Consider the following 12,696-nt stretch of genomic DNA (forward strand, 5'->3'; position numbering starts at 1 on the left):
ATGACAGCTATCGGCGTACATCTTTGACGTGATCGGTCCAGTAAACCGGCGGATTTTCGCCCCTGTTCATACCTGTGAACTGCGAAGACACAGGAAGGACACGGACTGTTGACGTCTTGAGTAGATCCTCCTACGGTCTCCCCACCAGATCGGCGTGTCGGAAAGTACATCGATAGTTTCGGTCTTCACGAAGACGTGAGCGGGGGTACCTGGTCGATGATGAACAGGACGACGGAAGTCGCGACGACGCCGGCAGGCGACGTCGTCCCGACTGCCGCCGACCGGCCGAGCGCGACGTGGCGGGACACCTCCCGGCCGGTCGCCGAACGGGTGGACGCGCTGGTCGACGCGATGACGCTCGACGAGAAGCTGGCCCAGCTCGTCGGCGTCTGGGTCGGCGCGGACCCCTCCGGCGCCGGCGTCGCACCGCACCAGCACGACATGACCAGCGAGCCGGTGGTCTGGGCGGACGTCATCGCGCACGGCCTCGGCCAGCTCACCCGCCCGTTCGGCACCCGGCCGGTCGACCCGGTGGCGGGCGCCCGCTCGCTCGCCGCGTCGCAGCGGCAGGTGGCCGAGGCCAACCGGTTCGGCATCCCGGCGCTGGTGCACGAGGAGTGCCTCACCGGCTTCGCCGCCTGGCAGGCGACCGCCTACCCCGCGCCGCCGGCCTGGGGCGCGTCGTTCGACCCCGACCTGGTGGCCGAAATGTCCGGCCTGATCGGCGCCTCGATGCGCGCGGCGGGCGTGCACCAGGGGTTGGCGCCGGTCCTGGACGTCACCCGCGACTACCGCTGGGGCCGCACCGAAGAGACCATCGGCGAGGACCCGTACCTCGTGGGCACGGTCGCCACGGCGTACGTGCGCGGCCTGGAACAGTCGGGGATCGTGGCCACGCTCAAGCACTTCGCCGGCTACTCCGCCTCCCGCGCCGGGCGCAACCTCGCGCCCGTGGCCATCGGCCCGCGCGAGTTCGCCGACGTGATCCTGCCGCCGTTCGAGATGGCCGTGCGCGACGGCGGCGTGCGGTCGGTCATGCAGTCCTACACCGAGATCGACGGCCTGCCGTCCGCGGCCGACGCCGGACTGCTCACCACGCTGCTGCGCGACACCTGGGGCTTCGACGGCACGGTGGTCGCCGACTACTTCGCGATCAAGTTCCTGCAGACCCTGCACGGCGTGGCCGAGGACGAGGCGCACGCCGCCGCGCTGGCCCTCGCCGCCGGGGTGGACGTCGAGCTGCCGACCGTGCGCTGCTACGGCACGCCGCTGCGCGAGGCGGTCGAGCGCGGCGACGTGGACGAGGCCCTGGTGGACCGGGCGTTGCGCCGGGTGCTGCGCCAGAAGGTCGAGCTCGGCCTGCTCGACCCGGACTGGTCGCCGCTGCCGGAGCACGTCGACGACCTGCGGCTCGACTCCCCCGAGGCGCAGGACGTCGCGCTCCGCCTGGCCCGCGAGTCCGTGGTGCTGCTGGCCAACGACGGCGTCCTGCCGCTGCGGCCGGACGTCCGGCTCGCGGTGGTCGGCCCGCTGGCCGACGACCCGATGGCGATGCTCGGCTGCTACTCGTTCCCCGCGCACATCGGCGTGCACCACCCGGACGCAGGGCTCGGCCTGGAGATCCCGACCGTGTTCTCCTCGCTGCGCGACGCGCTGGGCGGCGAGATCGCCCACGCGAAGGGCTGCGAGGTCTCCGCCGAGCCCGACGCCGACGACATCGCGGCCGCGGTGGCCGCGGCGCGGGACGCGGACGTGTGCGTCGTCGCCGTCGGCGACCGGGCGGGCCTGTTCGGGCGCGGCACGTCGGGCGAGGGGTGCGACGCGACCGACCTGAGGCTGCCCGGCGCGCAGACGGACCTGGTCCGCGCCGTCCTCGCCACCGGCACGCCGGTCGTGCTGCTGCTGATCACCGGACGGCCGTACGCGATCGGCGACCTGGCCGAGGGCGCGGCGGCGGTCGTGCAGGCCTTCTTCCCCGGGCAGCTCGGCGGGCGGGCGCTCGCGGACGTGCTGACCGGCGTGGTCGCGCCGTCCGGCCGGCTGCCCGTCGGCATCCCGAACGACCCGTCCGGCCAGCCCGGCACCTACCTGTCGGCGCCGCTCGGCCGGCGCACCGAGGTGTCCAACGTCGACCCGACGCACGCCTTCCCGTTCGGCCACGGCCTCGGCTACGACGCGTTCACCTGGTCGCCCGTGCGCCTGGTGCCCGGCGACGGGCCGTGGACCACCGACGGCGAGGTCGAGGTCGAGCTGGACGTGCGCAACCCCGGCACGCGTTCCGGCGCGGACGTGGTGCAGCTGTACCTGCACGACCCCGTCGCGCAGGTGACCCGCCCGGTCGTGCGGCTCATCGGCTACGCGCGGGTGGAGCTGGACGGTGGCGCGTCGGCACGCGTCACGTTCCGCGTGCCGGCCGACGTCACGTCGTTCACCGGCCGGGACGGCAGGCGCGTGGTGGAACCGGGCGCGGTGCAGCTGCGCGTGTCCCGGTCGAGCGCGGACGTGCACGAAGCGGTGGACCTCAGGCTCGTCGGCCCGCTGCGCGAAGTCGACCACACCCGGTGTTGGCTCACCGCCGTGTCGGTCACCCACGAGGAGGTGGAACGAGCTTGACCACCCAGATCAGCGAACCGGCGGCCGAGGCGACGCCGAAGAAGCCCCCCAAACCGCCCAGGACACCCAGGACGTCCCGGTACAAGACCACGTGGCGCAAGGCCTGGAAGCGGGACTGGCAGCTCTACACGCTCGTCATCGTCCCGCTGCTGTTCTTCCTGGTCTTCCGCTACGCGCCGATGCTCGGCAACGTGATCGCGTTCCGCAAGTTCGTGCCGGGCGGCAGCATCTACGGCGAGACGTGGGTCGGCCTGCGCTACGTCAAGATGTTCATCAACGACCCGAACTTCTGGGAGGTCTTCGGCAACACGATGGTGCTCGGCGCGCTGTCGCTGCTGTTCGCGTTCCCGCTGCCGATCGTGCTGGCGCTGCTGCTCAACGAGGTCCGCTCGCGGTACTTCAAGCGGTTCGTGCAGACGGTGTCCTACCTGCCGCACTTCCTGTCGATCGTGATCGTGGCCGGCATGGTCATGCAGCTGGTGTCCTTGGAGGGCACGGTCAACCAGATCGTCCGCGCGTTCGGCGGCGACGCGGTCTCCTTCATCCAGGACCCGAGCTGGTTCCGCACGATCTACGTCTCCTCGGAGGTCTGGCAGACCGTCGGCTGGGGCACGATCCTCTACCTGGCCGCGCTGACCACGATCGACTCGCAGCTCTACGAGGCGGCCCGGATCGACGGCGCCAACCGCTGGCAGCAGACCTGGCACGTGACGCTGCCCGGCATCCGGCCCACGATGATCACGCTGCTGATCCTCAACATCGGCACGTTCATGGCGGTCGGGTTCGAGAAGGTCCTGCTGCTGTACAACCCGCTGACCTATCCCACCGCGGACGTCGTGTCGACCTACCTCTACCGGGTCGGCCTGGTGTCCAACAACTTCAGCTACGCCGCCGCGATCGGCCTGTTCGAGTCGATCATCGGCCTGACGCTGATCCTGTCCGCCAACGCGATCTCGCGCCGAGCAGTGGGGACGAGCCTGTGGTGACCACCGACCCGACGCGCCTGGCCGACCGGCTGGACAAGCCCTCCGGGCCCCGCCGCACCTCGCTGGACGACTCGCCCGGCTACCGGGTCTTCCGCGTCGTCAACGTCGTGCTGCTGCTCGGCGTGGTCGCGGTGACGCTGTACCCGTTCGTCAACATCGTGGCGCAGTCGTTCAGCAGCGAGGTCTACATCCGCACCGGCCAGGTCAACCTGGTGCCGCGCGGTTTCAACCTCGACACCTACAAGCTCGTCGCGTCCGACCCGGCTTTCTGGAACAGCTACCTCAACACCGTCGTCTACACCGTGACGGCCACCGCGATCTCGATCGTGCTCACCACGATCTACGCCTACGTGCTGTCGAAGCACCGGCTCAAGGGCCGTGGCCTGCTGGTCGGCATCGCGGTGTTCACGATGTTCTTCAACGGCGGCCTGATCCCGAACTACGTGCTGGTCAACGGGCTCGGGATGACCAACACGATCTGGGCGATCGTGCTGCCCAACGCGATCAGCGTGTTCAACCTGCTGGTGATGAAGGCGTTCTTCGAGAGCCTGCCGACGGAACTGGAGGAGGCCGCCGCGATCGACGGCCTGAACACCTACGGCATCCTGCTGCGGATCGTGCTGCCGCTGTCGAAGGCCGTGCTCGCCACGATGATCCTCTTCTACGCGGTGGCGAACTGGAACTCGTGGTTCCAGGCCTTCCTCTACCTCGACCGCTCGGAGCTGTTCCCGGTCACGGTGTACCTGCGGAACATGATCGCCGGCGCCACCTCGGCGACGTCGGTCGGCGCGGTCGAGACCAACGCGGTGGCCATCTCCGCGAACATCAAGGCCGTGACGATGGTGCTGACCGTGCTGCCCATCGTCGCCGTTTACCCCTTCATCCAGCGCTATTTCGTGTCGGGCGTGATGCTCGGCGCGGTCAAGCAGTAGCGCATCCGCTCCAGTTGACGACGGCGTCAACCACCTGAGGAGACAGCACGATGCGAACCAAATGGAAGCGAACGCTTCTGACTGCCGTCGCCGGCAGCCTCGTGATCAGCATGGCCGCGTGCAGCGAGGAGGGCGGGGACGCGGGCGGTGGCGTCAACCTCGACGGCAAGAAGACCGCGTCAATGGCCGACTACAAGGCAGGCGCGCAGTTCAAGGCCACCGAGCCGGTCGACGTGAGCCTGCTCTACCTCGACCAGTCGCACTACCCGATCAAGGACGACTGGCTGCTGTGGAAGGAGATCACCCAGCGGACCAACGTCACGATCAAGCCGACGGTCGTGCCCTACAGCGACTACGACCAGAAGCGCGGTCTGCTGATCAGCTCGGGTGACGCCCCGACGATCATCTCCAAGACCTACCCGGGTCAGGAGGAGCAGTTCGTCTCCTCCGGCGCGATCCTCCCGGTGAGCGACTACATCGACCTGATGCCGCACTTCAAGGACAAGGTCGAGAGGTGGAAGCTCCAGCCTGAGCTGAACACGCTGCGCCAGGAGGACGGCAAGTTCTACCTGCTGCCCGGCATGCACGAGAAGGTGTGGCAGGACTACACGCTGGCGTTCCGCACCGACGAGCTCAAGCGGCTGAACCTGCAGGCGCCGAAGGACTGGGACGAGGTCTACACCGTCCTCAAGGCGATCAAGGCCGCGAACCCGGACAGCTACCCGCTGTCGGACCGCTTCGAGGCCAAGTCGATCCTCAACTACGCCGGCCAGACCTTCGGCACGCAGGCCGGTTGGGGCTACGTCAAGAACACGATCTGGAACGAGTCCGCGCAGAAGTACGAGCTGACCGGCGCGACCCCGGAGTACAAGCAGCTGATCGAGTTCTTCCACGAGCTCGTCGCCGAAGGTCTGATGGACCCGGAGAGCTTCACGCAGAAGGACGACGCGGCGATCCAGAAGTTCGCCAGCGGCAAGTCGTTCGCGATCAGCAGCAACGCGCAGAACATCATCAACGACTACCGGCCGAACGTCTCCAAGATCCCCGGCGCGACCGTGGCGAAGATCCCGCTGCCCGCCGGGCCCAAGGGCAACGTCATCCGCGGCACGCGCCTGGAGAACGGCCTGATGGTGTCGGCGAAGGCGGTCGAGAGCGACAAGTTCGTGGCGACGATGCAGTTCATCGACTGGCTCTGGTACTCCGACGAGGCGCTGGAGTTCACCAAGTGGGGCGTGAACGGCACGACCTACGACAAGGACGCCTCCGGCAAGCGGACGCTCAAGCCCGAGGTGGCGTTCGGCGGCATGAACGTCGGCGCGCCGAAGAACCTCCAGCGCGACTTCGGCTTCCAGGGCGGTGTCTTCTACTACGGCGGCTCCACCGAGCTGCTGCAGTCGATGTTCACCGAGGAGGAGGTCGCCTTCCAGAAGACGATGGCCGACAAGAAGGTCGAGGCGCTGCCGCCGCCCGCGCCGCTGAACGAGGACGAGCGCGAGCGCGCCGCACTGCTGGAGAGCCCGCTCAAGGACTTCGTCACGCAGTCGACGCTGCAGTTCATCCTCGGCCAGCGCGACCTCTCCACGTGGGACGCCTACGTCAAGGAGTTGGAGGCCAAGGGCTCGAACGACCTCGTCGAGCTGGTCAACGGCGCGCACAAGCGCTACAAGGAAAAGAACGGGTGATCGCCCGCGGGGCCGGTCACGGCACGACGCCGTGACCGGCCCCCGTCCGTGTTCGACTGCCGCCGCACCACGGGCGGCAGGCCGTTCGGCCCTGGAGGGGTTGTGAACCGCGTTACCGTCCCCGGCGAGCCGATCGGCCGCCTGTCCGAGTCGTGGCGCCACTGCGTCGGCACCGGCCGGCTCAACCTCGCGCTGCGCGCCGACTACCAGGAGTCCCTGGCCCGGGTGCAGCGCGACATCGGTTTCCGCTACATCCGCGGCCACGGGCTGCTGTCCGACGACATGGGCGTGCACCGCCGGTCCGGCGACGGGGTGACCCGGTACTCGTTCACCTACGTCGACCAGGTCTTCGACCGGTTCCTGGAGCTGGGCATCCGGCCGTTCGTCGAACTGGGGTTCATGCCGACCGCGCTCGCCTCGGGCGAGGACACGGTGTTCTGGTGGAAGGGCAACATCACCCCGCCGAACGACTGGGACGAGTGGGCCGCGCTGGTCCGCGCCGTCGTCCGCCACCTGATCGACCGCTACGGCCTGGCCGAGGTGCGCACCTGGCCGATCGAGGTGTGGAACGAGCCGAACCTGGTCAACTTCTGGAAGGACGCCGACCAGGCCGCGTACTTCCGCCTCTACGAGCTCACCGCCCGGACCGTCAAGGACGTCGACGCCGGGCTCCAGGTGGGCGGCCCGGCGATCTCGCCCGGCTCGGACGAGTGGTGGGAGCCGTTCGCCGAGTTCGTCACCCGCCGCGACGTGCCGATCGACTTCGTCAGCAGGCACGCCTACACCTCCGGCCCGGCGCAGCACGTGCCCTTCGGCACCTACCAGACGCTGACCTCCCCGGAACTGCTGCTGGACCAGTTCGACGCGCCGCGCAAGCACCTGGCGGGCACCGCGCTGGCCGGGCTGCCGGTGCACATCACCGAGTTCAACAGCTCCTACCGGCCGGACAACCCGATCCACGACACGGCCTACCACGCCGCTTACCTGGCCCCGGTGCTCGCCGGCGGCACGGACCTGGTGGACTCCTACTCCTACTGGACGTTCTGCGACGTCTTCGAGGAGGAGAACGTGCCGACCTCGTTGTTCCACGGCGGTTTCGGTTTGCTCACGCACCGGCAGGTGCCGAAGCCGACCTACCACCTCTACACGTTCATGGCCCGGATGGGCTCACACGTGCTGGCGCGCGGCGCGGACCACCTGGTGTGCGCGACCGACGACGGCCGGGTCACCGTGCTGGCCTGGCAACCGGTCGGCGGCACCGACGGTCCGGACGCGCCCGCGCGGCACGAGGTGCGGCTGTCGGTCCCGATGACGGGTCCGCGCGCGTTCGTCCGCCGGGAACGGGTCAACGAGCACGACGGCAACGCGTTCGGCGCGTGGCGCGAGCTGGGACGTCCGCGCTCACCCGACCTCCGCACGCTCGACGTGCTGCGCGACTGCGCGCGGCCCGCCCTGGAGCACCGGTCGGCCGCGGTCGTGGACGGGCGGGTCGAGCTCGACCTGGCGCTGGCCCGGCACGAGGTCACGTTCGTCGAGCTCACGCCCGTGCGCGCCGAGGAGCACGAAGGGCTGGACGACCGGCGGCTGCTCGGCGCCTCCGACAACCGGCTCGTGGCGCCGCACGAGGGGCCGTGACCGTGGCGGCCGAACGACGGGGTGATCCCGCCGCCGAGATCGGTGCGGGCATCCTGTCGCGCATCGCGTCCGTCGTGTACTGGTTCGTCGTCATCGAGGCCATGCTGGTGCTGACGACGGCGCCCGGTTTCCTCGCGCTGCTGTTCCTGGACCGCAGCGCGGGGAACGCGCCCCTGATCGGGCTGTGCTTCGCGCCCGTGGGCCCGGCGCTGTCGGCCGCCGTCTACGCCTGGCGGGTGTTCCTCGCCGACCGCGACCTCTCCCCCGCCCGGCACTTCCGCCGCGGCTACCGGCTCAACTGGCTCGACGTGCTGCGCTGGTGGCTGCCCGCGCTGGCGGTGCTCACCGTGATCGGCTTCAGCCTGGCGAACCTGGAGCTCGCCGGCGTGCCGCCCGGGTACGGCCTGGTGCTGATCGTGGTCGCGGTGGCGGTGCTGGTCTGGTCGTCCCAGGCGCTGGTGCTGTCGTCCACGCTGTCGCTGCGCACCCGTGACACCGCGCGGCTGGCGTCCTACTACCTGGCCGCACGGCCGGCGAGCGCGCTCGGCGCGTTGTCTCTGCTCGTCGCGGCCGGTGGGCTCGTCGTGCTCACCTCCGACTGGGTGCTCGCGCTGCTCGCGTCCCCGTTCACCCTGCTCCTGCTGCGCAACGCCGAACCGGTGCTGCGCGACGCCACCGAAAGGTTCACCGCGTGACCCCGCAGATCGTGCCCCGGAGGATCGGTTACGGCGGCGACTACAACCCCGAGCAGTGGCCCCGTGAGGTCTGGGACGACGACTACGCCGCGTTCAAGCTCGCCGGCATCAACACCGTCACCGTGGGCGTGTTCGCGTGGGCCCACCTCGAGCCCACCGAGTTCGGCTACGACTTCTCGACGTTGGACGCGATCGTGGAGCGCGCGACCGCCGAGGGCATGCGGATCGTGCTGGCCACCCCCAGCGGCGCGATGCCGCCGTGGCTGGCGCGGAAGTACCCGGACGCGTGCCGGGTCGACTTCGAGGGGCGGCAGCACGTGTACGGGCAGCGGCACAACGCCTGCCCGTCGTCCTCCGACTTCCGCCGCGCGGCCGTGGCGCTGGCCAAGCGCCTGGCCAAGCGGTACGGGGACAACCCGGCGGTCGTGGCCTGGCACGTCGGCAACGAGTACGGCGGTGCGTGCTGGTGCGGCAACTGCGGCGATGCGTTCCGCCGGTGGCTGCGCCGGCGCTACGGCAGCCTCGACCGGCTCAACGCCGCGTGGAACACCGCGTTCTGGTCGCACACGTTCACCAAGTGGGCGCAGATCGAGCCGCCGAACGCGCTGTCGGAGCACTGGCGGGGGCCCGACCACACCGCGTTCCAGGGCATCACGCTCGACTACAAGCGGTTCATGTCCGACGCGCTGCTGGACGGGTTCCTGGCGGAGAAGGCCGCGATCCGCAAGTACTCGCCGGACACGCCCGTGACGACGAACATGATGGGCCTGTACCAGCCGATCGACTACCACCGGTGGGCGCCGCACCTGGACTTCGCGTCGTGGGACAACTACCCGCCGGAGGACCGGTCGCCCGCCCGCACGGCCGCGCGGATGGCGTTGGCGCACCGGTTGATGCGCGGGCTGCGCGACGGCGACCCGTTCTGGGTCATGGAGCAGACCCCGTCGGTGACCGCCTCGCGGGACGTGAACCCGGTCAAGCGCCCCGGCGTGCTGCGGCTGTGGTCGTGGCAGTCGGTCGCCAACGGCGCGGACGCGGTGCTGTACTTCCAGCTGCGGCAGTCGCGGGGCGCGTGCGAGAAGTACCACGGCGCGGTGCTCGACCACGCGGGCCGCACGGACACGCGGGTGTTCCGCGAGGTCTCCGAACTGGGCGACGAGTTCGCCCGCGTCGGTGACGCGCTGCTGGGCGGCCGCACGCCGGCGCGCGCCGCGCTGCTCGTCGACTGGGACAGCTGGTGGGCGGTCGAGATGTCCGACGGCCCCAACCGCAACGTGCGCTACCTGGACGTGCTGACCGCCTACCACCGGGCGTTGTGGCAGGCGAACGTCCCGCTCGACGTGGTGCCGGTGACGGCCGACCTCTCCGGTTACGACGTGGTCGTCGCGCCGTTGCTGCACATGGTGAAGGGCGATCTCGCGGAGCGGGTGGCGGAGCTGGTCGAGCGCGGCGGCACGTTCGTGACGACGGCGCTGTCGGGTCGGGTGGACGAGGACGACAACGCGTTCCTGACCGACGTGCCGGGGCCGTTCGCGTCGCTGCTCGGGTTGCGGGTCGAGGAGACCGACGCCCAGCAGCCCGACGTGGTGAACCCGGTGACGCTGTTCGGCGCCGAGTACGAGGCCCGGCACGTGTTCGAGGTGGTCGTGCCGGACGACGCGGAGGTGCTCGGCGCCTACGGGGCGGACTTCTACGCGGGCACGCCCGCCGTGACCCGCGCGGCACGGGGGCGCGGCCACGCCTGGTACGTGGCGACGTTGCTGGACGACGCCGGTGTGGCCGCCGTCGTGCGCACGGCGTTGGCCGAGCACGGGTTGATCGGGCCGCTCGGCGACGTGCCGGACGTCGAGGTCACCGAGCGCGTCGTGCCGGACGGCACGCGGTACCTGTTCGTGCTGAACCACGGCGCGGCCCGGACCGTGCCCGCGCCGGTGGCCGGCACGGACCTGTTGAGCGGGCGTGAGCTGCGGGTCGGGGACGAGCTGGAACTCGCGCCGACCGCGGTCCTGGTGCTCCGCTGCGCGTAGCGGGCCGACGACGGCCGTCGGGTCCGCGGACCCGGCGGCCGCTCCGCGTTCAGTGGATCGTGCGGCCGTGCGCGTCCGGCACGCCCGACTTGCGCCAGAAGTAGGTGTTCACCTGGTCGCGCCACTCCTTCGCGCACCGCAGCTGCTCCGCTAGCAGCGCGGTGACGCGGCCGAAGACGTCGTCGGGGACGCGTCCCTCCAGCGAGGCCCACGTCGCGGCCATCCGCCGCACTTCCTCGTGACCGGCGAAGTGCGTGTCGTAGATGTGCTGGATCACGGTCGCGCCCGAGTGCAGGACGTGGTCGTAGGGCACGTGGTGGAAGAACAGCAGCAGCTCGTCCGGGCAGGTCGCGACCGACTCGTACCGGTGGCGCCACGGCGGCGGGAACTGGCCGGCGAAGCCCGTGCCCGTGGCGCACGTGCGGTCCACGCCGACGCCGTCCCGGTCGGCGAAGTGGTAGGTGCCCCAGGAGGAGTACTCGTAGCCGTCCACGCTGGGCCCGTAGTGCAGGCCGGGCTGCACCATGAAGCCGACGCCCAACGGCGCCGTGTACCGCTCGTAGGTCAGCCACGAGCCGTCCATCACCTCGTGCAACGCCTCCCGCACGGTCGGGTCGCCGGGGAAGGTGAGGCCGATCCACTCGTCCAGCACCGCCTCCGGCGCGAGCCGCTCGTCCCACGCGAGCCGGCCGAAGCCGAACAGGTTGGCCTGCGCCAACGGGTGGCCGGTCCAGAACGGGTCCTCGCCGACGTTCGACACCGCGACCACGCCACCGGCCGGCGCGGCGGCGCGGCCCGCGGCGACGTCCGCGACCGTCGGCTCGCCCTCGCCCCACGGCCCGAAGCCCAGCATCTCGCGCCACTGCGGCACGAGGTGGCAGACGTGCTTCTGGTGCCCGGTGTACTCCTGGGTCACCTGGAACTCGACCGCGAGCCGGGTGCGCGGCATGGCCGCGATCACCGGCGACAGCGGTTCGCGCACCTGGAAGTCCATCGGACCGGCCTTCACCTGCACCACGACGTTCTCGTCGAACGCGCCGTCCAGCGGGGCGAAGTTGTCGTAGGCGGCCCGGGCGCGGTCGGTCGTCCGGTCGCGCCAGTCCTGGCGGTGGTCGTAGACGAACGCGCGCCAGAACACCGTGCCGCCGAACGGCGCGAGGGCGCGGGCCAGCGCGTTCGCGCCGTCGGCGTGGTCGCGGCCGTAGGCGAACGGGCCGGGCTGGCCCTCGGAGTCGGCCTTGACCACGTACCCGCCGAAGTCGGGGATCGCCGCGTACACCTCGGTGGTCGTGCGGGCCCACCAGTCGCGCACGGCCGGGTCGAGCGGGTCGGCGGTCGGCAGGCCGCCGAGGGTGATCGGCGCGGCGAAGCTCACCGACAGGTGCACCTTGATCCCGTGCGGGCGGAACACGTCCGCCAGCCGCACCACGTCCGGCAGCAGGTCGGTGAGCAGGCGGGCCTCGGTGCGGCCCACGTTGACGTTGTTGAGGCCGACCCGGTTGACGCCGATCGAGCCGAGCAGCCGGGCGTAGGCGCGGACCCGCGAGAGGTCGGCGCGGATCGCGCCGTCGGCGTAGAAGATCGAGCCGCCCGAGTACCCGCGCTCGACCTGGCCCATCACCGGGTGCACGGCGACGTTGTCCCAGTGGTCGAGCATGCGGATCGGCTGGCGCGGCGCGTGCCGCCCCGGCCGCGCCTCGCCCGTGAACGCCGCCTCGCCCTGCCGCACCACGTGGTGCAAGCCGTAGAGCAGGCCGACGCCGTCGATCGCGCGGACCACCGTGGTCGTGCCGGCGCGGCCCACCACGAACGCCTCGGGATCGGTCTCGCCGTCATCCGGCTCGCACACCAGCTCCAGGTCCGCCGGACCGTCGTCGACCAGCGCGCCGCCGTGCCCGGCCGCCGCCGCCTCGACCTCGGCGCGGACCGTGGCGACGACCGGGCCGTCCCCGACGACGCGGACCCGCCGTGAGCCGATCGACCGGAACGCGGAGGCCGGTAGCCACGCGGGGTGCACGCCGATCATGTGGGGAGTCCTCCAGGTCCGGGACGGGCGACAACGCCAAACTATGTCGCCTTCGATTCCCGGGCAAGGAAAACCGGCCGTCCACTGTCGACTTTCACGT

8 protein-coding genes are annotated in these 12,696 nt (G+C 70.7%); 7 read left to right on the plus strand and 1 reads right to left on the minus strand.

The window, feature by feature from the left end:
* Positions 1-219 precede the first annotated feature (219 nt).
* The 7 genes from ACZ7GX_RS25810 to ACZ7GX_RS25840 all read left to right on the plus strand — a co-directional run bounded on the left by ACZ7GX_RS25810 (position 220) and on the right by ACZ7GX_RS25840 (position 10,570).
* Positions 220-2,613, plus strand: a complete 2,394-nt coding sequence (locus tag ACZ7GX_RS25810; RefSeq protein WP_498780220.1) for a beta-xylosidase/alpha-l-arabinosidase — start codon at positions 220-222, stop codon at positions 2,611-2,613.
* A complete protein-coding gene (locus ACZ7GX_RS25815; RefSeq protein WP_498780222.1) occupies positions 2,610-3,599 on the plus strand; it encodes an ABC transporter permease in 990 nt (329 codons plus the stop codon). Before ACZ7GX_RS25810 ends, ACZ7GX_RS25815 begins: the two co-directional genes overlap by 4 nt.
* Positions 3,596-4,531 (plus strand): carbohydrate ABC transporter permease, encoded by a 936-nt coding sequence (locus ACZ7GX_RS25820; RefSeq protein ID WP_498780224.1) that lies wholly within the window; start codon positions 3,596-3,598, stop codon positions 4,529-4,531. The genes ACZ7GX_RS25815 and ACZ7GX_RS25820 overlap by 4 nt, the downstream gene beginning before the upstream one ends.
* Before the next feature lie 50 nt (positions 4,532-4,581).
* Positions 4,582-6,213 (plus strand): ABC transporter substrate-binding protein, encoded by a 1,632-nt coding sequence (locus tag ACZ7GX_RS25825; protein WP_498780225.1) that lies wholly within the window; start codon positions 4,582-4,584, stop codon positions 6,211-6,213.
* 102 nt (positions 6,214-6,315) lie between these two features.
* Entirely contained in the window at positions 6,316-7,848 is a 1,533-nt protein-coding gene (locus tag ACZ7GX_RS25830) for a GH39 family glycosyl hydrolase (protein ID WP_498780227.1), read from the plus strand.
* 2 nt (positions 7,849-7,850) lie between these two features.
* Entirely contained in the window at positions 7,851-8,543 is a 693-nt protein-coding gene (locus ACZ7GX_RS25835) for a DUF624 domain-containing protein (protein ID WP_498780228.1), read from the plus strand.
* On the plus strand, positions 8,540-10,570 hold the full coding sequence (locus ACZ7GX_RS25840) for a beta-galactosidase (RefSeq protein WP_498780230.1): 2,031 nt from the start codon (positions 8,540-8,542) through the stop codon (positions 10,568-10,570). Before ACZ7GX_RS25835 ends, ACZ7GX_RS25840 begins: the two co-directional genes overlap by 4 nt.
* 49 nt (positions 10,571-10,619) lie before the next feature.
* Here ACZ7GX_RS25840 and ACZ7GX_RS25845 read toward each other — a convergent pair whose 3' ends face one another.
* Positions 10,620-12,596 (minus strand): alpha-glucuronidase, encoded by a 1,977-nt coding sequence (locus ACZ7GX_RS25845; RefSeq protein WP_498780232.1) that lies wholly within the window; start codon positions 12,594-12,596, stop codon positions 10,620-10,622.
* Positions 12,597-12,696: the final 100 nt, after the last annotated feature.

The sequence above is a fragment of the Actinosynnema sp. NPDC037264 genome (genome assembly GCF_055603705.1).

Bases quoted from the DNA above. Each gene is read 5' to 3' on its own strand.
- ACZ7GX_RS25845 (WP_498780232.1), bottom strand. From the start codon at position 12,596: ATGATCGGCGTGCACCCCGCGTGGCTACCGGCCTCCGCGTTCCGGTCG.
- ACZ7GX_RS25825 (WP_498780225.1), top strand. From the start codon at position 4,582: ATGCGAACCAAATGGAAGCGAACGCTTCTGACTGCCGTCGCCGGCAGC.
- ACZ7GX_RS25810 (WP_498780220.1), top strand. From the start codon at position 220: ATGAACAGGACGACGGAAGTCGCGACGACGCCGGCAGGCGACGTCGTC.